The organism is Stutzerimonas sp. CXK-1 (assembly GCF_057738225.1).
This window is the reverse complement of the sequence record NZ_CM173217.1, coordinates 2,282,243-2,304,015: the sequence shown is the minus strand read 5'-3', so window position 1 is coordinate 2,304,015 and position 21,773 is coordinate 2,282,243. Positions and strand designations below refer to the sequence as shown.

The 21,773-nt window shown below is 69.4% G+C and carries 18 protein-coding genes and 1 pseudogene; 1 reads left to right on the top strand and 18 read right to left on the bottom strand.

All coding sequences use genetic code 11. From position 1 onward, the window contains the following. Window positions 1–13: 13 nt before the first annotated feature. The 10 genes and pseudogenes from AC0KXH_RS10740 to AC0KXH_RS10695 all read right to left on the bottom strand — a co-directional run bounded on the left by AC0KXH_RS10740 (window position 14) and on the right by AC0KXH_RS10695 (window position 8,303). Window positions 14–625 carry an NADH-quinone oxidoreductase subunit J gene (locus tag AC0KXH_RS10740; RefSeq protein ID WP_224109992.1) on the bottom strand — a complete coding sequence of 204 codons (612 nt, stop codon included), beginning with the start codon at window positions 623–625 and terminating at the stop codon, window positions 14–16. Further along, a complete protein-coding gene (locus AC0KXH_RS10735) occupies window positions 625–1,548 on the bottom strand; it encodes a complex I subunit 1 family protein (RefSeq protein ID WP_488223386.1) in 924 nt (307 codons plus the stop codon). Before AC0KXH_RS10735 ends, AC0KXH_RS10740 begins: the two co-directional genes overlap by 1 nt. After that, window positions 1,548–2,843 carry a hypothetical protein gene (locus AC0KXH_RS10730; protein WP_488223385.1) on the bottom strand — a complete coding sequence of 432 codons (1,296 nt, stop codon included), beginning with the start codon at window positions 2,841–2,843 and terminating at the stop codon, window positions 1,548–1,550. Before AC0KXH_RS10730 ends, AC0KXH_RS10735 begins: the two co-directional genes overlap by 1 nt. Beyond that, window positions 2,834–3,175: an NADH-quinone oxidoreductase subunit A gene (locus AC0KXH_RS10725; RefSeq protein ID WP_041105066.1), complete on the bottom strand. Its 342-nt coding sequence runs from the start codon at window positions 3,173–3,175 to the stop codon at window positions 2,834–2,836. Before AC0KXH_RS10725 ends, AC0KXH_RS10730 begins: the two co-directional genes overlap by 10 nt. 66 nt (window positions 3,176–3,241) lie before the next feature. Beyond that, a complete protein-coding gene (gene egtD / locus AC0KXH_RS10720; RefSeq protein ID WP_488223384.1) occupies window positions 3,242–4,207 on the bottom strand; it encodes an L-histidine N(alpha)-methyltransferase in 966 nt (321 codons plus the stop codon). A gap of 270 nt (window positions 4,208–4,477) precedes the next feature. Next, window positions 4,478–4,957 (bottom strand): 2-thiouracil desulfurase family protein, encoded by a 480-nt coding sequence (locus AC0KXH_RS10715; RefSeq protein ID WP_061341455.1) that lies wholly within the window; start codon window positions 4,955–4,957, stop codon window positions 4,478–4,480. A 71-nt stretch (window positions 4,958–5,028) separates the two neighbouring features. Continuing rightward, window positions 5,029–5,883 carry a DMT family transporter gene (locus AC0KXH_RS10710; RefSeq protein ID WP_488223383.1) on the bottom strand — a complete coding sequence of 285 codons (855 nt, stop codon included), beginning with the start codon at window positions 5,881–5,883 and terminating at the stop codon, window positions 5,029–5,031. Window positions 5,884–6,196: 313 nt separating this feature from the next. After that, window positions 6,197–6,810 (bottom strand): annotated as a pseudogene (locus tag AC0KXH_RS10705) (LysE family translocator). 85 nt (window positions 6,811–6,895) lie between these two features. After that, entirely contained in the window at window positions 6,896–7,222 is a 327-nt protein-coding gene (locus AC0KXH_RS10700) for an antibiotic biosynthesis monooxygenase family protein (RefSeq protein WP_041105074.1), read from the bottom strand. Between the two features lie 79 nt (window positions 7,223–7,301). Then, window positions 7,302–8,303: an alpha/beta fold hydrolase gene (locus tag AC0KXH_RS10695; RefSeq protein WP_488224603.1), complete on the bottom strand. Its 1,002-nt coding sequence runs from the start codon at window positions 8,301–8,303 to the stop codon at window positions 7,302–7,304. Window positions 8,304–8,534: 231 nt separating this feature from the next. Here AC0KXH_RS10695 and AC0KXH_RS10690 point away from each other — a divergent pair, with 231 nt between their 5' ends. After that, complete coding sequence (locus AC0KXH_RS10690; protein WP_488223382.1) at window positions 8,535–9,764, top strand: MFS transporter; 1,230 nt, start codon at window positions 8,535–8,537, stop codon at window positions 9,762–9,764. A 22-nt stretch (window positions 9,765–9,786) separates the two neighbouring features. Here the strand turns inward: AC0KXH_RS10690 and AC0KXH_RS10685 are convergent, their stop codons facing one another. From AC0KXH_RS10685 to AC0KXH_RS10650, 8 genes are all read right to left on the bottom strand, one after another. Further along, window positions 9,787–12,876, bottom strand: coding sequence for an error-prone DNA polymerase (locus tag AC0KXH_RS10685; protein ID WP_488223381.1), 3,090 nt, complete (start codon window positions 12,874–12,876; stop codon window positions 9,787–9,789). Further along, window positions 12,852–14,258 carry a Y-family DNA polymerase gene (locus tag AC0KXH_RS10680; protein ID WP_488223380.1) on the bottom strand — a complete coding sequence of 469 codons (1,407 nt, stop codon included), beginning with the start codon at window positions 14,256–14,258 and terminating at the stop codon, window positions 12,852–12,854. Before AC0KXH_RS10680 ends, AC0KXH_RS10685 begins: the two co-directional genes overlap by 25 nt. Before the next feature lie 7 nt (window positions 14,259–14,265). Beyond that, entirely contained in the window at window positions 14,266–14,883 is a 618-nt protein-coding gene (gene imuA / locus AC0KXH_RS10675; RefSeq protein WP_488223379.1) for a translesion DNA synthesis-associated protein ImuA, read from the bottom strand. 172 nt (window positions 14,884–15,055) lie between these two features. Then, window positions 15,056–15,379, bottom strand: a complete 324-nt coding sequence (locus tag AC0KXH_RS10670; RefSeq protein ID WP_043220559.1) for a copper-binding protein — start codon at window positions 15,377–15,379, stop codon at window positions 15,056–15,058. Further along, window positions 15,376–18,534, bottom strand: coding sequence for an efflux RND transporter permease subunit (locus AC0KXH_RS10665; RefSeq protein ID WP_488223378.1), 3,159 nt, complete (start codon window positions 18,532–18,534; stop codon window positions 15,376–15,378). Before AC0KXH_RS10665 ends, AC0KXH_RS10670 begins: the two co-directional genes overlap by 4 nt. Beyond that, complete coding sequence (locus AC0KXH_RS10660) at window positions 18,531–19,964, bottom strand: efflux RND transporter periplasmic adaptor subunit (RefSeq protein WP_439931595.1); 1,434 nt, start codon at window positions 19,962–19,964, stop codon at window positions 18,531–18,533. The genes AC0KXH_RS10665 and AC0KXH_RS10660 overlap by 4 nt, the downstream gene beginning before the upstream one ends. Continuing rightward, window positions 19,961–21,214, bottom strand: a complete 1,254-nt coding sequence (locus tag AC0KXH_RS10655) for a TolC family protein (RefSeq protein ID WP_488223377.1) — start codon at window positions 21,212–21,214, stop codon at window positions 19,961–19,963. The genes AC0KXH_RS10660 and AC0KXH_RS10655 overlap by 4 nt, the downstream gene beginning before the upstream one ends. A gap of 95 nt (window positions 21,215–21,309) precedes the next feature. Beyond that, complete coding sequence (locus AC0KXH_RS10650; protein WP_488223376.1) at window positions 21,310–21,660, bottom strand: hypothetical protein; 351 nt, start codon at window positions 21,658–21,660, stop codon at window positions 21,310–21,312. Between the last annotated feature and the right edge of the window lie 113 nt (window positions 21,661–21,773).

Sequence of the window (21,773 nt, the reverse complement as noted above, 5' to 3'; positions counted from 1 at the left end):
GGCCTCCGTTGCGTCAGTGGTGATGGTGCGCATGCTCGCCGCCAGACTCGCCGTCCTTTTTCTCGGGCTGGCCGGCCGGGGCGCCGCCCGGAGTCAGCCCCGGCGGGAGTGAGCCCTCGCTGGCATCGCCGTAGCGGCCGCGCTGGCTGGAGAGCACCACCACGCCGATCATCGTGGCCAGCAGCACCAGCCCGGCCGACTCGAACACCAGCATCGACGGGCCGAGCATTTCCCGGCCGAGCGAGCGCACTGGCTCGAGGTCGGCCGGCGCCGGGCGCTCGGGGAAGTCGGCGAAGAGGGCAACGCTGCCCAGCAGCAGGAAGATGGCGAGGCCGGCGCCGAGGGCCAGGCGCGGCTGGTGCACCATGTTCATCGGGTTGAGGCCGGCGGGGTTCATCATGAACATGACCATGAACAACGCCATGACGGTCATCTCCACGGCCATCATGAACCACAGCGCCACCCCCAGGTATTCGGCGGCGAGCAGCAGCATGATCACCCCGACGGCGATGAACGACAGCAGCAGCAGGAAGGACGCCCGCACCATCGAGTCGGTGCGGAACACCCGCCAGCCGGTGAACAGCGCGACGGCGGCGCAAACGAAGAAGGCGACATCGGTGAGCATCAGCGCATGGCCTCCAGCCCGGCCCAGATCAGGTCGACGAATGACAGCGGCAGGAACAGCAGCCAGGCGAGGGTGACGCAGCGTTCGGGGCTGACCCGCGCCAGGGAGTGGCCGAGCCAGAGCAGCACGGCCATCACCGCCAGCGTCTTGAGCGCCAACCACAGCGGGCCGGGCAGCCAGGGCCCGAGCCAGCCGCCGAGAAAGGCGGTCGCCGCCATCGCGCTGAACGCCACCAGCATCGCCGCGCGCGCCCAGGCCCAGACCAACTGCGAGGGGCCGCTGAGCTCGGCGCGGGTGCCGCCGGCCAGGTCGGCCGGGGCGGCGAAATTCAGCGGGCCCCAGAAGCTCACACCAAGCCCGACGATGAGAAACAGCGGCAGGCCGAGCGGCTGGCGGATCAGGTTCCAGAGTTCGCGCTGCGACTCCACCACGGCCGAGACCTGCAGCGACTCGGCCGGCAGCGCCACGCCGATCAGCACGAACATGCTGATGAGGATGTAGGACAGGCCCAGCGCCACGTAGCGATAGGCGCCGATCAGCGGCAGCAGCGCGTTGGCCGACCAGCCGTGCAGAAAGATCACCACCGTGGCCAGTGCCTCCACCGAGCCCCAGAGCACGATGCCGGTGCTGAGGTCGGTGGCGATCAGCGTCGCCGACCAGGGCACGACCGCCAGGCCGGCCGCCGCCAGCGCCAGGTAGGCCGCGGGGGCGAACTGCCAGTTGAGGTTGTCGGGGCGTTCGGTGTGGTTGGCCGGCTGCAGCCACAGCCAGGCGCCGCGCTGCAGCGGCTCGAGCCAGAGGCGGCCCGGCCTGCGGCCGGCCACTGCGGCGCCGATCGCGCCGTCGACCACCTGCAGCAGGTAAGGGCCGAGCACCAGCGTGACGAGTACCAGGAGCACCGGCGACAGCAGATCGGCGACCATCAGGCTGCCCCCCGTTGCGGTACCTGATCCGTGGACGGCTGTGGGTAAGGCGACAAGGCCGCCAGGTCCAGGCTGGCGATCAGCAGCAGCGCCTGGCTCCATTCCAGCCCCGGTAACAGGTCTGGCAACAGGTGGCAGCCGTCGGTCGGTCGCTGCTCGTTGCTCATCGTGCCGCGAGGCGTTTCCACCTGCGCCTGGCTGGCCGTTTCCAGGGCCTGGGCGTCGGCCGCGGCAGCCAGGCCAAGTGCCTGCTCGATTTCGCCCAGCCATTGCAGGACCCGTGCGCGAAGATCGCCGCCCGGGTGGCTGAGCGGGCGAAACCCCAGCTGTGCGTAGTGCCGGTCCTCGCTGCGTGCATCCTCGTCGTGCCCCGCGGCGCGGTAGGCCGGGCCGCCGAGCGAGTAGGCCTGGCCGGTATCGAGCCGGCCGATACCCGGGTCGAGCGCCTGCAGCAGGCCGCTGCGCAGGATACGTCGGCGCAGCGCGGGCAGCGATCGGCCGGGCGCCAGTCGCGCGGCATCGGCCAGTGTGCGGAGGGCCAGCGCGTCGAGCCCGGCCAGGTGCAGTAGGTGCGCCAGGCGATGCAGGTGATGGCGGGCCCGTGCGATTTCCAGCTCGGCGATCGGCACCGGCCGCTCCAGCGCCTGGAACCAGCAGGGTGCGGCAGGCAGCGGGTAGGCGCGCGAGGCGAGCATTGCCATCTGCACGAGGTCGCCCTGCAGTGTCAGCTGCAGTTGCAGGCCGGGCGGCAGCGCCGGGTAGAAGGGGCCGAGGGTGAACGACAGCGAGTCGAGCGTCAGGCCGTCGCGCAGGTCCTCCATCATCGCCATGGCCATCGGTCGGCCGTAGGGATAGCCGCCCATCATGCCCTCGCCACCCTGGCCATGCGCGCCGAGGCCTTTCCAGGGGTGCGGCGGTTGATCGGGCAGCAGGTGCGCTGCGCCCGGCCGGCAGCCCTCGAGCAACTCGCGGTGCAGATGGGCGATCGCCGCCGGCGCGGCGTCCAGATGGTCGATACGCTCGGCATGGGGCAGCTCGGCGAGGGGCTCGCTGCTCAGCCAGAGCGAGGCCGAAGGCCGCGGCAGCTGGTCATGCAGCCGGCGTAGCGCCTCGTGCTGGTCGGGCGGAACGCCGCCGGCGACCAGCAGCACACTGGCGTGGCGCGGCGAGTCCACCAGCTCCACTCGCGGGTCCAATGCCAACGTCTCGCGCACCGGGCCGGCGTGCATGCCGAGCGCGACGAACACCGGTGCCGGGCGCGCCGCCGCCAGCCGAGCGAGCAGCCCTATTGCCACCGGAACACCCCCTCGCGCCAGGCGTAGACGATGCCCACCGAGAGAATGGCGAGGAACATGCCCATTTCCATCAGGGCCTTCATGCCCTCGGCGACATAGACCACCGCCCAGGGGTACATGAACATCATCTCCATCTCGAAGGCGATCAGCAGCAGCGTCATCGGGTAATAGCGCACGTGGTAGCGGCTCCACGCATGGCTGTCGGGCAGGCCGCCACCGAGGAAGGGCGCCCGCTGCGGCCAGGCCGGTAGGCGCCGTTGCCACGGCCGCTGCAAGGCGAGCCCGGCGATGAACATGAGGGTCACGATGAGCGAAAGCGCGAGCAGCTCCATGGGGGCCTCCGTTCGGTGGGGCGGCGGGCCGAAGGGCGACAGGCGCCGCATCGGCCGGGGCGATGCTCAGGCGGTGCGCTGCAGGTAATGCACGCTGAACAGGCGGTCGGCGTCGGTCCACTGCGCGAGGCTGGTGTAGCCGGCGCTGCGGGCCAGGGCGGCGAAGGATTGCAGGCTGTACTTGTAGGAATTCTCGGTGTGCAGCGTTTCGCCCTTGGCGAAGCGGAAACGCCGGCCCTCGATCGTCACCTGCTGCGCCTCGCGGCTGACCAGGTGCATCTCGATGCGCGACTGGCCTTCGTTGAAGATCGCCTTGTGGCTGAAGAGCGCGGGGTCGATATCGCTGTCCAGCTCGCGGCGAATACGCTCGAGCAGGTTCAGGTTAAAGGCCGCGGTGACGCCGGCGGCATCGTTGTAGGCCGCTTCCAGCACGGCCTTGTCCTTGACCAGGTCGACGCCGACCAGCAGGCCGCCGCCGACCGGCAGCAGGCTGTGCAGGCGGGTGAGGAACTGCTGCGCCTGGGTCGGGGTGAAGTTGCCGATGCTCGAGCCGGGGAAGAAGGCCAGCGGGCAGCTGCTGTCGAAGCCTTCCGGCAGGTGCAGCTCATCGCTGAAATCAGCGCACAGGGCATGCACGTCGAGCCAGGAATAGTCGGCCGCGAGCTTCTGCGTGCTGCTGCGCAGGAAGTCCTCGGAGATGTCGATGCCCAGGTAGCTGGCCGGGCGCATGGCCTCGAGCAGCAGGCGCACCTTGCGGCTGGCGCCGCTGCCGAATTCGATCAGGTCCGCCTCGGGCCCGGCGATCGCGGCGATCTCGCCGGCCGCTTCGCGCAGAATGCGTTCCTCGGTGCGCGTCGGGTAGTACTCCGGCTGCTCGGTGATCTGCTCGAAGAGTTCCGAGCCGCGGCGGTCGTAGAAGTATTTCGGCGAAGCCCACTTGGGTGTGGCGGCGAAGCCGGCGAGGGCATCGTCGCGCAGGCAGGAATGGCTGGAGCTGGCGAGCTGGTCGTGAAAGCGAATGGCGAGGGCCATCAGGGTGTCTCCTGGGCTGGGCAGGCACTGTGGTGTCAGCGCTCGTTGGAGGCGACAGACTGGTGGGCGAAAGCCATCCGCGCGCCGTTCCATGCGCCGCTACCTGCTTCCCTCTTCGCGCCCGGATGGCCATATCCCGTCGTTCGCCGTGTCCGGTGTCTCTGGGTTACGACTGCCCTGTTTCCTCGGGGGTTCCGGTCGCCAAATTACAATGCCGTAAGCTTGCCCGCCGAAGTCGGGCTCGGCCCGTCGCCAGCCACCGCAGGGATTTCACCCCAGCTCGCGGATCAATCGGTCGAGCTCGTGCTGGCTGTATACCCGAATGCCATTGGCGCTCAGCAGGGCCGCGGTCACCCCCATGCCGGCCTTGCGGATACCGCTGAAGGTGCCGTCATAGATGCTGGAGCTGCCGCAGGAGGGGCTGGACTCGGTCAGGATGGCGTGGTGGATGCCTTCGGCCGTGCAGCGGGCCAGGGCCTGGCGGGCACCGTCCAGAAAGGCGTCGGTGACATCCTGGCCGCTGATGTCCATCACCCTGTCGCGTCCGGCGAGCACGTCCTGGCCACTGGCCGAGCGAATTTCCGCGGGTGGGCGTGGGGTCGGCAGCCCGGCAGCCACTTCCGGGCAGAAGGCGACCAGCTCGACATGCGTTTCGAGCCACTCCAGCGCCGGGGCGGGCAGGTTCAGGGCGCCCGCGTTGTAACGAACCTTGCAGCCCAGCAGACATGAGCTGACCAGCACCTTTTTCATGTTTCGTTCCTGTTCGGTATGCGGGGTTGCTGTGCTCCGCGAGCGGCACGCGAGAGCGTGCCGCATGCTGCCTAGCGCTGCCGAAAGGCCAGGCCGAGCCCGGCGAAGATGATCGCCATGCCGATCCAGCCCGGCAGCGGCAAGGCGTTGCCGAGCAATAGATGGTCGAGCAGTGCGGTCACGACCGGCACAAGGTAGAAGAGACCTGTCACGTTGACCAGATTGCCGGCCTGGATCAATCGGTACAGCAACAGCTGCGCGCCAACCGAGATCACCAGGCCCAACCACAGCCACGGCAGGACGAAACCTGCCACCCAGTCGACCTCGAACGGCCTGAACGGGACGAACAGCAGGCACAGCAGCAGGCTGGCCATGTACTGCAGCGGCAATACCTGCTGCGGGGCCTGGCCGATGCGCTTCTGCAGGATGGCGCCAAAGGTCACGCAGCCCAGCGCGAGCAGCGCGAACAGCATGCCCAGGGCAGAGAAGCCTGCGCTGCTCAGGCCTTGCTGCACCACCAGCGCCAGCCCACCCAGCGCCAGCAACAGGCCGGCGAGACGCGCCGCACTGAAGCGTCGCTCGACGAGTACCAGCGTCAGGATCGGCTGCACGCCGAGAACCGTGGCCAGCACGCCGGGCGTCACGCCGTTCTCCAGGGCAAGGAAGTAACAGATCGAATAACCGCCGATCAGGGCCAGCCCGGAAACCAGGACCTGCCGGCGACTACCCGGTTGCGGCAGGAACTGTCGTCGCAGCGCGGCGATCGCCAGCAGGGCGACCAGCGCCAGGGCGAAGCGCAGGGTGAGGATGGCAAAGGCGGAACTGTGGTCCAGCGCCCAGCGTGAAGAGATTGCGCCGCTGCCCCAGAGCAGGACGAACAGCGCGGTCGAGCCGTACGCGGCCCACGTAGTCTTGATGGTTTTCATTGAACACCTGTCAGGTCGTGACGCAACAGCCGTGCGCGGCATGGCCAGCAGAGGCGAGCCGAATCAGCGCGGAAGTGGCGTAAAGGTCGTCAGAACGATGCGTTCGCCAGCCCAGGGGGCGGCGCAAGGGCGACCGAGACAGGGGGTGGTGCGGCGCCAGGCACACGCAACGACGCTTCCCCTGAGCGGGGACCGGTGAACGGTAGGTCGTGCGTGTTCGTAGGCATGGCGGGCAGCCGTGGGGTAGACCATCGGGACGCTACCCGAGCGAGCCGGGAGCGTCAATGCCGAGGGCAGGTGGCGTCTGTGTGGCTCAGCGATCCGCCAGGGCGAGTTCGCGCCCAGGCCGGCGAAGGATGCCGCGAAGCCGCGACGCAACCAGGTCTGCACGCGTGTCGATTCGATCACCGCGGTGCGGAACAGGTGCGCCAGCAGGCCATAGAGCACGAAGACCGCAAAGGTCATGCCCATGAAGGTCGCGCTCAGGATCAGCAACGGCCGCAGCGGGTCGCTGGCGCCGGGCTGGATGAACTGCGGCAGGAAGGCCAGAAAGAAGATCGTCAGCTTGGGATTCAGGATATTGAGCAGGAACGCCTTGGCGATCAGGCTTGCCGCGCTGCACCGCACCGCGCCCGTCTCGACCGCAAAGGCCGAGCGGTCGCGCCAGGTGGCATAGGCCAGATAGAACAGGTAGGCAACGCCCGCGTATTTCAGCCCCTGGAAGGCCAGGGCGCTGGCATGCAGCACCGCAGCCAGGCCCAGGATGGTCGCCAGCAAGTGCGGCACGATGCCGGCCGTGCAGCCCAGCGCGGCGATCACGCCTGCCCGGCGGCCGTGGATCAGTGCCGTGGAGACGGTGTAGATCACCCCGGCGCCCGGGATCAGCACCACCACCAGCGAGGTGAGCAGGTACTCGAGGCTGAGCATGGCGAGGCACTCCTTATCGCAGGCGGGTTAGCGGAGCCGGGAAACGTCCGGCTCCTGGCAAGGTAGACGGGCCGACGGCACTTGGCTAGGGCAGGCCGTACTCGCGCTCGACGCGGGCGATGCGCACCCGGAAGGCCGAGTACCAGCGCTCGCGGCCCAGCCGTTGCGCCTGTCGATGCTCGACCTGCGCCCGCCATTGCCGGATCGAGTCCAGGTCAGCCCAGTACGACACGGTGATCCCCAGGCCGTCCCTGGCTGACTCCACGCCAAGAAAGCCGGGCTGGCAACGGGCCAGCTCGAGCATTCGCTCGGCCATCTGGGCGTAGCCGTCGTCGACCTCGTGGCGATGCGAAGTGAAAATCACGGCGTAGTAGGGCGGGGCAGGCGTTTCGGCAAGGGGCGGCAAGGTCATTTCGGACGCCTCATGGCGGCTGGACTCGGGGCCGACCGATGGTAGCCCAACCCGGCGCCGCGCACGCGCGCGTGGTAGATCAGCGCCGCGCCTCGAGCCCTTGCAACAGAGCCCTGTGGAACCGCTTGGGTGCCTCGATCTGCGGCGAATGACCCAGCTCGGCAAAGGTCACCAGGGTTGCCTGCGGTATCCGCTGTGCGGCGTCGCGCGCCAGCACCGGATAGTTGCCCAGGCGTTCGGCAACCGCCTGCGGGGCGCGGTTGGCCCCCGGCGCGGTGCGGTCCTGATTGCCGATCAACAGCAATGTCGGCACCTGGAGCCGGGCGAACTCATGAATCACCGGCTGGGTGAACACCATGTCGGAGGTCTGCGCCTGATTCCAGGCGACGATCTCCCGGCCCTCGCCGGCGTACAGGCCGGCCAGCATCTCTACCGGGCGGTCGTATTCGGGTTTCCATTGGCCGTTGTAGTAGAACTTGCGCTGGTAGGCCTTGATCGAGTCGAAATCGGTCTTCAGCTCGGCCTGGTAAAGCTGTTCGATCGGCGCGTAGGGCACGCCTTCGGCCTGCCAATCTTCCAGGCCGATCGGATTGACCAGCACAAGCTGTTCGACCTGCTCGGGGTAATTCAGCGCGAAGCGCGAGGCCAGCATGCCTCCCATCGAGTGGCCGATGACCGTCGCCCGTTCCACCTTCAGCGCCTGCAGCAGCTGGCGCGTGTTGTGTGCCAGCTGGGCAAAGCTGAACTGATAGCCCTCTGGCTTGCTGGAGCGGCAGAAGCCGATCTGATCTGGCGCAATGACGCGAAAGCCGCGCTCTGAGAGCACGGCGATGGTCTGTTCCCAGGTGGCCGCGCAGAAGTTCTTGCCATGCAGCAGCAGCGCCGTGCGGCCGTTCGCTTCGCCTTGCGGCGGCACGTCCATGTAGGCCATCGACAGGCTCTGCCCCTGGGAGGAAAGGGCGTGGCGGGTGACCGGATAGGGATAATCGAACCCCTCCAGCTGCGGCCCGTAGCTCGGGCGTGGGCTGGCGTGGGCGGCGGACAGGACGGCCAGGCCGAGAAGGCAGCACAGCGAAGGCAGGGGCTTGTTCACGCATCGTTCTCCTGGCAAGTGGCAGCGGGGGGTAGCCAAGCCCGGCGCGAACAGCGGTTCACGCGGGCTCCCTTGTAGTACCGCCAAGGCCGGCCGGGGTTCGCCGGGGCGCGCACGAGATTTTGTGCGCGTGTTGCGGCGCTGCCTTTCGTGACGCGGCAGAGAAGGGGGCGGCTTGGCATAATCCGTGTCCCTTCATCGCCACGACGAGAGTTTGCCATGTCGCCCGACCAGTCCCCGCCAGTGCTCGAGGCCGAGCTTTCCGAGCGCGATCAGCGGGCCAACGTCTGGCGCCTGACGCTGGCTCAGGCACTGGCCGGGGCGAATGCCGTGGTGGTCTATGCGACCGGCGCAATCATCGGCAACCAGCTGGCCCCGGCGCCGGTCCTGGCAACCTTGCCGGTCTCGATCTTTGTCGTGGGCATGGCCGCCTGCATTCTTCCTGCCGGTGCGGTGGCGCGCCGTCATGGGCGGCGAACTGCGTTCCTGGCCGGGACGTCGGCCGGGGTGCTCACCGGTCTGCTGGCAGCGCTCGCCGTGGTCGTCGGCAGTTTCTGGCTGTTCTGCCTGGCGACCTTCTTCGGGGGCAGTTACGCCGCGGTCGTTCTGTCGTTTCGTTTCGCCGCCGCCGATGGTGTGGCGCCGGCGCGCCGGGCACGTGCGCTTTCGCTGGTGATGGGCGGTGGGGTGGCAGCCGGTGTGATCGGGCCGCAGCTCGTGACCTGGACCATGCACCTGTGGCCGCCGCACACCTTTGCCGCCACCTTCGTGGTGCAGGCGCTGGTAGCGGTGGTGGCGGCACTGGTGCTGCTGGGCGTGCGCCTGCCCCGGCCGACGGCGGCGGAGCTGGCCGGTGGCCGCCCGCTGGCGCTGATCCTGCGCCAGCCACGCTTCATCGCGGCGGCGACCTGCGGGGCGGTCACCTACATGCTGATGAATTTCGTGATGACCGCAGCGCCGCTGGCGATGCACCTGCACGGCCACTCGCAGGCCTCGTCCAACCTGGGCCTGCAATGGCACGTGATCGCCATGTACGGGCCGAGTTTCTTTACCGGCGCCCTGATCGGCCGCTTCGGTGCGGCGCGTGTCGCCATCGCCGGCCTGCTGCTGACCGGCCTGTCGGCCATCGTGGGCCTTGGCGGGGTCGATCTCGGGCACTTCTGGCTCGCGCTGATTCTGCTCGGTCTGGGCTGGAACTTCGGCTTTCTCGGCGCTTCGGCGCTGGTGCTGGAATGCCATCGCCCGGAGGAGAAGACGCGGGTCCAGTCGCTCAACGATTTCATCGTCTTCGGCATGATGGCCGTCGGCTCGTTTTCGTCGGGCGGGCTGTTGAGCGCCTATGGCTGGAATGCCGTGCTCTGGGTCTCCTTTGCGCCGTTGGCCGTGGCGTTCGCAGCGGTCATCCTGGCCCGGCGGCACGCGCGCGAGGCGGCGGTTCGCCAGGCCTGAGCCGCTCGCGCTGCGGGCCTGGTCACTGAAAATCGCGGCTGCGTACGTCGAGCCCGGTCAGCAAGGGCGAGAGGTCGGTCAGGCGCCCGGCAATCACATGGCGCACACCGCTCTGCGTTTCGAAGCGTCCGTCGACGCGCAGCAGCTGCGATTGCAGCAGGACGCGGCGCTGGCGCTCGGCCAGGTCATGCCAGACCACCACGTTGACCAGCCCGTATTCGTCTTCGAGGGTGACGAAAATCACCCCGCTGGCGGTTTGCGGGCGCTGGCGGCCGATCACCAGCCCGGCGACGCTCACCGGCCGGCCATGTTCGACCGCACCCAGCTCGCGTGAACTGCGACAGCGCAGCGCCCGCAGCCGGGGCCGCAGCAGCGTCAGCGGATGAGGGCCAAGGGTGGTGCCAAGCGTGGCGTAGTCGGTCAGCAGGTCTTCGCCAACCGTCGGCGGTGGCAGCGCCACGGGGGCTTCGACCGGCTGTTCCACCTCGGCGAACAAGGGCAGCTGGGGTTCGACGCCGGCCACCGCCCAGCGCGCCCGGTGCCGATTACCGGCCAAACCGCGCAGGGCACCGGCGTCGGCCAGGTGTTCGCGGGCACGAACGTCCAGTCGGGCGCGCTGGCTGAGGTCGTCGACATCGCCGAATGGGCGCTGCCGGCGTGCCGCCTCGATCCGCTGGGCATCCTCCTGGCGAAACCCCCGGACCAGGCGCAGGCCGAGGCGAATCGCCGGCTGCGCCGCGGTGCTCGGCTCCAGGCTGCAATCCCAGTCGCTGTAGCGCACGTCCACCGGGCGCACCTCGATGCCGTGGCGGCGTGCATCCTGCAGCACCTGATCGGGGCTGTAGAAGCCCATCGGCCAGCTGTTCACCAGCGCGCAGGCATAGGCCGCCGGCTCGTGGCATTTCAGCCAGCTGCTGGCATAGCTGAGCAGGGCGAAGCTGGCGGCATGCGACTCGGGAAAGCCGTAGCTGCCAAAACCCTGGATCTGCTTGAAGATGCGTTCGATGAAGGCCTCGGAATAGTGCTTGTCGCGCATGCGCGTGGCCAGGCGCTGGCGGTGCGGCTCCAGCCCGCCGTGGCGCTTCCAGGCGGCCATGCTGCGGCGCAGTTCATCGGCTTCGCCGGGGCTGTAGTCGGCCGCTACCATCGCCAGTTCCATCACCTGCTCCTGGAACAGCGGCACGCCCAGGGTGCGTTCGAGCACCGGGCGCAACTCCTCGGAAGGGTAATCCACCGGCTCCTCCCGGTTTCGCCGGCGCAGGTAGGGATGGACCATGTCGCCCTGGATCGGGCCGGGGCGGACGATGGCGACCTGGATCACCAGGTCGTAGAAGGTCCTGGGTTGCAGGCGCGGGAGCATCGCCATCTGCGCCCGCGATTCGATCTGGAACACGCCGATGGTGTCGGCCCGGCTGACCATGGCATAGGTCGCCGGGTCTTCCTGCGGCAGGCTGGCCAGCGTCCAGCGCGTGCCGCGATAGGCCTCGATCAGGGCAAAGCAGCGGCGCAGCGCGCTGAGCATGCCGAGTGCGAGCACATCGACCTTGAGCAGGCCGACCTGATCGAGGTCGTCCTTGTCCCACTGGATGACGGTGCGTTCGGCCATGCTCGCGTTTTCCACGGGCACCAGGGTTTCCAGCGGCTGCTCGGAAATCACGAAACCGCCCGGGTGCTGCGACAGGTGGCGCGGAAAGCCGATCAGCTCGGCGCTCAGGGCCAGCACGCGGCGCAGCAGCGGGTTGTCGGCGTCGAAGCCGGCTTCGGCCAGGCGCTCGGCGCAAGGGATGCCATCGCTCCAGCGGCCGCAGCAGTCGGCCAGGGCATTGACCTGATCCGGCGGCAGGCCGAGCGCCTTGGCCACATCGCGCACGGCGCCGGCAGCGTGATAGCTGCTGACCACCGCGGTCAGCGCGGCACGCCCGCGGCCGTAGCGGCCGAACACGTACTGGATGACCGCCTCGCGGCGTTCGTGCTCGAAATCGACATCGATGTCCGGTGGCTCGTTGCGCTCGCGCGAAAGGAAACGCTCGAACAGCAGCTTGCTGCGCGAGGGGTCGAGTTCGGTGATTCCGAGGGCGAAGCACACGGTGGAGTTGGCCGCCGAGCCGCGTCCCTGGCAGAGGATGCCCTGTTCGCGCGCCCAGCGGACGATGTCGTGCACGGTCAAGAAATAGCTTTCGTAACGCAGCTCGGCGATCAACGAGAGTTCGTGCTCGATCCGCTCGCGCGCGATGGCCGGGACGCCGGCGGGCCAGCGCCAGCGTGCACCCTGTTCGGTCAGCCGGCGCAGCCAGGAGGTGGCGTCATGGCCGTTGGGAACCAGCTCGCGCGGGTATTCGTAGCGCAGCTGGGCGAGGTCGAAGCGGCAGCGCTCGCTGATGCGCAGCGTCTCAGCGAGCAGCTCGGCGGGGTAGAGCTCGGCCAGTTCCTGGCAACGACGCAGATGCCGTTCGCCATTGGCGAACAGATGCGCGCCGGCCTCGGCCACCGGCAGATGGTGACGGATGGCGGTCATGCAGTCCTGCAGGGCGCGCCGACCACGGGCATGCATGTGGACGTCACCACAGGCCACCGGCGGCAGGCCGCAGCGGGCCGCCAGGGCAAGTGCCTGATGCAGGCGTTCGGCGTCGTCCGCACCACGGTGCAAGGCGATGCCGAGCCAGCTGCGGCCCGGGAAGTGCGCCTGCAGCCAGTCGGCATGCGCGAGCTGGTGTTCGCCCAGCCAGAGGGCGAGCAGGCCGTCCAGCGGTTCGCTGAAGTCGCTGCTCAGCAGGCGGTAGCTGCCCTTTTCGCTGCGCCGGCGAGCCCTGGTGATCAGCCGGCACAGCGCCTGGTAGCCGGCCAGGTTCTCGGCCAGCAGGACCAGCTTGGGACCTTGTTCGATACGCACCTCGCTGCCGACGATCAGCGGCACGCCGGCGGCCTTCGAGGCCTGCCAGGCGCGGACGATGCCGGCGAGGGTGCATTCGTCGGTGATGGCCAGCGCGCGGTAGCCCAGGCGCGCGGCACGTTCGAAGAGTTCGTGGGCGCTGCTGGCACCACGCTGGAAGCTGAAGTTGGACAGGCAGTGCAGTTCGGCGTAATCGCTCATGAGAACCAGCCTTGCAGCCACAGCGGGCCGCCGCCAACCGGGCGGAATGCCCAGCCGCGCTGGCCAGCCCGGGTCTGCACGAGGTAGTAGTCGCGGCGTATGTCGCCGCCGTCCCACCAGCCGCTTTCGATGCGCTCGGGGCCGGCGAGCACTTGCACCGTGGCTTCCTGTAGCGCAATCGGCTGCTGCAGCAGCCAGCCGGGGCGTGCTCCACAGGGTGGCAGCGCCGCATGGCCCGGCTGCTGGCTCCAGGCGTGCTCGGGACGGTGGTCGGCGCAGGCACCCAGGCCCTGCACGGCGTCTTCGCCCAGGCGTGCTCGCAGCCGCTCGCGCAACTGCTCCCAGGGCAGCGATTGCTGAGGGCGCTCGTCGAACAGCTGGCGGCGCTCCGGGGCGAAGGCCGGCAGGTCACGGGCAACCAGGCGGACCGCGAGCACCGGTGCCGGCAGTTGCAGCTGTTCGAGCCGGCCACGGGTCAGCTCGAACAGCATGGCCGCTTCGCGCTCGGCACCGAGCAGGCCGACAACGACCTGGCTGTCGGCGTGGTGACGATGCTCCAGATACAGCACGAAGCGCTGCACACCGCTGTCACGGCCGGCCAGGTAGGCGGCGAGGTCGGCGGTCAGGCGGCGCAGCGGGAACAGCATCGCCTGGTGGGACTCGACCTCGAAATTCAGCTCGATGCGCGCCTCGAACAGGTCCGGCGGGCGATAGAACGCCAGGGCCAGCGGGCGGCGCCCGAACAGGGTATCGAGCTGGATCAGCACCTCGGCGGCAAAGCGCTTGGCCAGGCCATCGCGTGGCAATGCCAGCAGCTGCTGCAGGCGGTGCACGCCCATGCGGGCAAAGGCCGTGGCCGCCTCGCGGGGCAGGCCGAGGCGCTCGACCGGCAACTGGCCGAGCGCCTGCTGCAGCGCGATGTCGTCGGTCACTGCCAGACCGTCATGGGCGTTGGCCAGCACGCGTGCCGCTGCCGGGTTGGGCGCGAGCGTGATGCGATGGCGAAAGCCCAGTGCCGTCAGCTGCTCGCGCAGGCGCGCCTCGAAGCGTGGCCAGGGGCCGAACAGGCCGAGGCTCGACTGCACTTCCAGGAGCAGGCAACGCGGATAGTGCAGGCTGACCTGGGCGCTGTAGCCATAGGCCCAGGCCGCGAGGAACTGCTGCCAGTGTTGCACGTGCGCGAGGTCGTAATCGGCCACGGCGAAGTCGCGGGTCAGCGCCTGGGCCGCGGTGAGCGATTGCCCCGGTTTGAGGCCGAGCGCGCGGGCGGCTGGGTTGACTGCCTGCAACACGCGGCGCTGCGGCGGCCCGGCGAGCAGTACCAGCGGCGCCTCGGCATCGGTGCGCTGGCGCAGGATGCCGTCCATCGCCAGTTGCGGTAGCAGAATGCAGGCCCAGAGCATGCAGGCCTCACTGCCAGGCCGCCGCGGCCAGCGGGCGTTCCGGCGCCAGGCCACCGCGACACTTGAGTACGCGCAGCTGCAGCGGCTGCGCCTCGAGGGCCAGGCGCAGTGCGGCAGGCGAAGGGTTGAGCGCCTCTTCCAACGGGCGATAGGCGAATGCCAGCGTCTGGCCGGTTTCGGCCGCCACCTGCAGGCGGCGCAGGGCGCGGTCGTCGGCCTGCTTCGGCCAGCACAGCACCGCGCCGCAGCTGCCCGAGCGCAGGCACTGCTCGGCAGCCCACAGGGCCTCGCGTCCCGTTGCCTGGACGATGGCCAGCCGGGTGAGGTCGACGCCAGCCGCCAGCCAGGCGCGCGGGTAGGGAATGTGCGGTGGGCCGACCAGCACCACGCGTTCGCCGGCGCGGGTCAGCCGCGCCAGGGTCGGCCATAGCAGGCGCAGCTCGCCGATGCCGGGCGCGGCGAGCAGGATTTCGCTGAGTGCCGCCGACGGCCAGCCACGCCCCGGCAGCAGGGCGTCGAGCGCCGCATGGCCGGTAGGGTGCTGGCTCGCCGGAGCGGATATGGCCTGGCCGCGCCAGACGCGGCGCGCATCGAGCAGGCGGTCGAGGGCGACCACGGACGACATGCTGAAGTGACCTGTTGATACTGTATATGGATACAGTATTTGGCCTCAGGCACAGCTCGGTCAAGGTGCAGATGATGAGCTGTACCTGTGTCAGCAGGCGGCGCCGGAAAGGCGCCGAGCCTTGCCCGTGGTCGTCACCGCCGGATGCCAAGGCCGGCGCTGGCCGGCCTGTTCAGCGCTTTTCGATGCGCAGGATCGTCGAGCGCATGCCTGTCGAGCGGAACTCGAAGGCGATACGGTCACCCGGTGCGAGCGAGGCGATCTGCGCGGGCGTCGCCTTGAAGCCCATCGTCATTGCCGGCCAGCCCAGCGCAGGCACCGGGCCGTGGGCAATGACGATCCTGTTCTTTTCGGGCATGAGCTTTTGCACCGTGCCGGTGACGCTGGCCGTCTGCACCGTGGGCTGCTGGTTCACGGCCGGGGTCGTTGCCGTTTCCGCCGCCTGGGCAGTCGGCAGCAGCAGGACAGTGGCCAGGGCGAAATGAGCGAGGTTCATGGGCGTTTCTCCAGGGGGTTGTCGAGGGAGGGGATGGCCTGTCGGCGGCGCATCAGCAGGTACGCCGCCGGCAGGACGAAGAGCGACAGCAGCGGGGCGGTGATCATGCCGCCGACCATGGGCGCGGCGATGCGGCTCATGATCTCGCTGCCCGTACCGCTGGCCAGCAGGATCGGCAGCAGGCCGGCGATGATCACCGCCACGGTCATCGCCTTGGGCCGCACACGCTGCACCGCACCCTCGCGGATGGCGTCGAGCAGCGCCGCCTGGCCGTGGCGGCCGGCAGCGAGACGGTCGTGCCAGGCGTTCTTCAGGTACAGCAGCATGATCACGCCGAACTCGGCCGAGACCCCGGCCAGGGCGATGAAGCCGACCCCGGTGGCCACCGACAGGTGGTAGCCCAGCAGGTGCAGGAACCAGACGCCGCCGGTGAGAGCGAAGGGCAGCGTGGCCATGATCAGCAGCGCCTCGTCGAGGCGGCCGAAGGTCAGGTAGAGCAGCACGAAGATGATCAGCAGGGTGGCCGGCACCACCAGCTTCAGCCGGGCGTTGGCGCGCTCCATGAACTCGAACTGGCCCGAATAGCTGATGCTCATGCCCGGCTCCAGTTGCACGCCGTCGCCGACCGCCTGGCGCAGGTCGCGCACCACGGCGGCGATGTCGCGGCCGCGCACGTCGACATAGACCCAGCCGGAGAGCCGCGCATTCTCGCTCTTGAGCATCGGCGGGCCGTCGCTGACCTCGATGCGCGCCACCGTGCCGAGGGTGATCTGGCTGCCGCCGGGTGTGAGGACCGGCAGTTCGCGCAGGTCGCTCAGCGAGTCGCGCCATTCGCGCCCGTAGCGCAGGTTGATCGGGTAGCGCGCCAGCCCCTCGACGGTCTCGCCGACGTTCTGCCCGCCGATGGCGCCGGCGACGATGGCCTGCACGTCGGCGATGTTCAGCCCGTAGCGCGCGGCGGCGGCGCGGTCGATGTCGACGTCGACGTAGCGCCCGCCGGTGAGCCGCTCGGCCAGTGCCGAGGTCACGCCGGGCACCTCGCGGGCGATCCGCTCCACCGCCTGGGTGGCACGGTCGATCTGCGCCAGCTCGGTGCCGTAGACCTTGACCCCGATGGGGCTCTTGATCCCGGTGGCGAGCATGTCGATGCGGTTGCGGATCGGCGGGATCCACAGGTTGGCCAGCCCGGGCACCTGCACGGTGCGGTCGAGCTCCTCGACCAGCTTTTCCGGCGTCATGCCGGCGCGCCACTCGCTTCTGGGCTTGAACTGGATGGTGGTCTCGAACATCTCCAGCGGCGCCGGGTCGGTGGCGCTCTCGGCGCGCCCGGCCTTGCCGAACACCCGCGCCACTTCCGGCACGCTGCGGATCAGCCGGTCGGTCTGCTGCAGCAGCGCCGAAGCCTTCTGCGCCGAGAGCCCGGGCAGGGCGGTGGGCATGTAGAGCAGGTCACCTTCATCCAGCGGCGGGAGAAACTCGCCACCCAGGCGGCTGGCCGGCCAGAAGCCGGAGGCGAATACCAGCAGCGCCAGCAGCAGCGTCATTTTCGGCCAGCGCAGCACCACATCCAGCGCCGGCCTGTAGAGGCGGATCAGGCCGCGGTTCAGCGGGTTGCGCTGTTCGTCGGGGATGCGTCCGCGGATCCAGTAGCCCATCAGCACCGGCACCAGGGTGACCGACAGCCCGGCTGCCGCGGCCATCGCATAGGTCTTGGTGAACGCCAGCGGGCCGAACAGCCGGCCTTCCTGTGCCTCGAGGGTGAACACCGGGATGAACGACAGGGTGATGATCAGCAGGCTGAAGAACAGCGCCGGGCCGACCTCGGCGGCCGCCTCGGTCATCACCTGCCAGTGCGCCTGGCCCTTGAGCGTGGCGCCCGGGTGCCGGCGATGCCAGGCTTCGACGTGCTTGTGCGCGTTCTCGATCATGACGATGGCAGCGTCGACCATCGCACCGATGGCGATGGCGATGCCGCCCAGGGACATGATGTTGGCGTTGATGCCCTGGCGCTGCATGACGATGAAGGCGATGAGGATGCCCACCGGCAGCGAGACGATCGCCACCAGCGACGAGCGCAGGTGCCAGAGGAACAGCGCACAGACCAGCGCGACGACGATGAACTCCTCGATCAGCTTGTGGCTGAGGTTTTCCACTGCGCGGTCGATCAGCTGGCTGCGGTCGTAGGTGGTGACGATCTCCACGCCCGCCGGCAGGCTGGCTTTCAGCTCGTCCAGCCTCGCCTCGACCGCGGCGATGGTCTCGCGGGCGTTCTTGCCGCTGCGCAGGATCACCACGCCGCCGGCCACCTCGCCTTCGCCATCGAGTTCGGCGATGCCGCGGCGCATCTCCGGGCCGAGCTGGACGTGGGCGACGTCGCCGAGGGTCACCGGCACGCCGTTGCCGTCCAGGCGCAGCGGGATCGCGCGAAAGTCGGCGAGGCTCTTCAGGTAGCCGCTGGCGCGCACCATGAACTCGGTCTCGGCCAGCTCCAGCACGCTGCCGCCGGTCTCGCGGTTGGCCTCGTCGATGGCCTGGGCGACCTGCTGCTGGGTGATGCCGCGGCTGGCCATGCGCACCGGGTCGAGCACCACCTGGTACTGCCGGACCATGCCGCCGATGGCCGCGACCTCGGCGACGTTGGGCAGCGTCTTGAGCTCGTAGCGCAGGAACCAGTCCTGCAGCGAGCGCAGCTGCGAGAGGTCGTGGCGGCCGCTGCGGTCGACCAGCGCGTACTGGTAGATCCAGCCGACGCCGGTGGCGTCCGGTCCCAGCGCCGGCCTGGCCGCGGCCGGCAGGCGGCTCTGCACCTGGCTGAGGTATTCGAGCACCCGCGAGCGTGCCCAGTAGAGGTCGGTGCCGTCCTCGAACAGCACGTAGACATAGCTGTCGCCGAAGAACGAATAGCCGCGCACCGTCTTGGCCCCGGGCACCGAGAGCATGGTGGTGGTCAGCGGGTAGGTGACCTGGTTCTCGACGATCTGCGGCGCCTGCCCCGGGTAGGAGGTGCGGATGATGACCTGCACATCGGAGAGGTCCGGCAGGGCGTCGATGGGGGTGTGCCTGACCGACCAGACGCCCCAGGCGACGGCGAACAGCGTGGCCAGCAACACCAGGAAGCGGTTGGCCACCGACCAGCGGATCAGCGCGGCGATCATGGCTGGCCTCCGAGCTTCTCGATGCGTTCGATGATCAGGCCTTCGTCACTTTGCCGCGCCGCGACACGCACGCGGTCGCCGCTCTTCAGGCCGTCGAGCAGGGCTTCGCTGGCGACTGGAAAGGGCATGGTCATGCCCGGCATGTTCAGCGAACGGAACGGCCCGTGGGCCAGCCCGAGCATGCCGTCCTCGATGCCGACTACGGTGCCTTCGGCCTCGTGCAGCTCAAGGGCAGGCGTCACCGCGGGGGCGGCCCCGACACTCAAGCCGCGCAGGTTGGCCTCGGAGTCGAGCAGGAACTGCCCGGAGGCGACCACCTGCTGGCCGGCCTGCAGGCCTTCGAGCACCTCGGTGCTGTCGTCGAATTCGCGGCCGGTGCGGATCGCCACCGGGCGGTAGCGGCCCTCACCCTCGGCGAGCATCACCAGGCTGCGCCGGCCGGTGCGGATCACCGCCTCGGTCGGCACCAGCAGCGCCGCTTGCGCCTCGCGCTCGAGCGTCACCTCGGCGCTCATGCCCGGGCGCAGACGCTGCTGCGGGTTGGGCAGCTCGACCCGCACGCGCACCGTGCGGCTGTCCAGGTTGGCCTGGGGCAGCACGGCCTGGATACGGCCTTCGATGCGTTCGCCGGCAAAGGCGGGCAGGCGCGCGATGACCGATTGCTCCGGGGCGAGCTGCGCGGCCTGCGCCTCGGGGATCGCCACCTCCAGCCAGACCTTGTCCAGCCCATTGATCCGCGCCAACGAGGCGCCGGCCGGCAGGCTCATGCCTTCGCGCACCTCGAGTTCACGCAACACGCCGGCCGTGGGGCTGACCACCGTCCATACCCTTCGCGGCTTGCCCGTGCGCTCCAGTTCGGCGATCAGTGCCGCCGGCATCCCGGCCAGACGCAGCCGCTGGCGGGCGGCGGCGAGCAGGTCGGGCTGGCCGATGCCGCGCAGCGCCAGGTACTCCTCCTGCGCGGCGGCCCACTCGGGAATCAGCAGATCGGCCAGCGGCGCGCCCTCGGCCAGCACGTCCTCGGGGGCGTACCCGTAGACACGCTCGACGAAGCCGGCGCTGCGCGTCTGCACGATGGCGACGTCACGCTCGTCGAAAGCCAGCACGCCGGATGCCGACAGCGACTGCCCGATCGTCTCGCGGCGCACGCTGGCCAGGCGCATGCCGAGATTCTGGACGACCCCGGCGTCGATGCGCAGCGACGCGGCCTGGCCGCCTTCGTCGGCGTAGCGCGGCACCAGGTCCATGTCCATGAAGGGCGACTTGCCGGGCTTGTCGAAGTGCTGCTGCGGCTTCATCGGGTCGTACCAGTAGAGCACCTGGCGCTCGCTCTGCTCGCCCGCCTGGACGGTCGCGGCAAGGAAGGGGCTGGCGCAGAGGCCGAACGCGAGGGCGAGCGTGGTCGCCAGCGGCGTGAGTCGGAAGGTCATGGTCGGGTCTCCCCAAAGGCGAAGTGCAGGCGGGCGTTATTCAGGGCGCGGTCACGGGCGAGGTCGATGCGACGCAGGCGGGTTTCGACGCGCTGGCGGCGGGCCTCGACCACGGCCATCAGCTCGCCGCGTCCGGCGCGGTAGTCGGCCATGGCCAGCGCAACCTTTTCTTCGGCGAGCGGCAGCAGGGTGTCGTCCAGGCGCGCCAGGGCCCTGTCGAGGCGCTCGTATTCGGCGAGATCGGCGGCCAGTTCCTGGCGATGCTCGCGCTCCAGCGCTTCGCGTTCGGCTTCCACCGCGACCAGGCGGGCGCGCTCGGCGGCGATCTTCGGCCCCTGGCGCGAGCCAACGAACAGCGGCAGGTCGAAGCTCAGGGTGAGGTTGACCATGTCACCGTACTCGCGGCCGCGGCGCAGGTAGTCCACGCCCCAGCTCCAGTCGGGCGTCTTCTCGGCGACGGCTTCGCGCACGCGGGCCTCGGCCTGGCGGCTTATCGGCTCGTAGGCGAGCAGGGCGGGGTGTTGCGCGAGGCCGTGCCGATAGTGCTCGGGCGCCGCGGGCCACTGCGGCCAGTCGCCCTCCAGCGGGTCGTCTGCCGCGCTACCGACCCAGCGGGCCAGCGCGGCGCGGGCGATGCGCTGGTCGCGGCGCAGAGCGTCCTCCTGTTCGGCCAGCAGCGCCTCTTCCTGGCGCGCCAGTACGCCTTCGGCCGTCTGCCCGCGGCCGCCGGCCAGGCGGGCGGCGATGGCGCGGGCGAACAGGCGGTTCTCGTCATAGAGCTGGGCGAACAGCTTCAGCTTGCGCTGTACCGAGAAGGCGGCGATCCAGGCTTCGGCGGCGCGCTGGCGGACCTGCAGCCGCGCCAGGCTGTGCTGGACATCGGCCAGTGCGACGCCGGCCTGCGCCGCCTCGACACGCGCCTGGCGCTTGGCGCGGTTGGGCACCTCCTGCATGAGGCCGATCATCTGCATGGTCATGCCGTCCTGGTCGACCTGCCAGCGGTTGTCGCCCTCGATCGGCAGGCTCTGGATGCCGAGCTTGAACTTGGGGTCCGGCAGTTCGCCGGCGGGGGTGAGGGCGCTGCGCGCGGCCTGTGCGCTGGCCGCCTGGGCCTGCAGCGAAGGGGCCTGTTGTTCGGCGATGCCCAGCGTCTGCGCGAGCGTCAGCGCGTGCGCACTGCCCGAGAACGCAAGGGCGCCCACGGCGAGGGCCGCCAGCAGGGGGCGCGCCCGATAAAGGGGGTATTTCATTGGCGATGAAGTCCTGATCAGCCATGCGTGCCGACGGGCACGCGTCACCCGCCCGGTCGGTCAGACGCGGGCAGCCTTGGTGAACACAGCGGAATTCAGGCGCGGGGTGGATGCCAGACGGCATCCTTGAGATGGGAAGGGATCAGTGCCGGGTAGGCCGTCGCCTGGGGCGTGCCGGGGAACAGCAGTGGCGCTTTTACCGCGACGACCTGCAGAATGCTGGCCGTCTTGCATTCCTGCCCGCTCTTGCACAGCGTGGCGTGGCCCTGTTGGTGGTCCTGGCAGGGGGCCTCCGCCTGAGGCGCACCCGGATCATGCATCGCATGCATCCGGTGCATCGCCTGCTGTTTCGGGGCGGCTGCCGGCATGAGCAGTTGCGCCATCCCGTTGATGGGCAGCGCAAGCGCGAACAGCAGTACGAGAAACAGGCGGAGGGGCGACTTCATGCGGCGAGTCTAGGCGCAGCGGTCGTTCACGACAATTTCGATCAGCTGGCTTCTTGCGCGCGATCAAGCGCTTGGCGATTTTACCGCCTGGCCGATCACGGCCGATTTGCTGG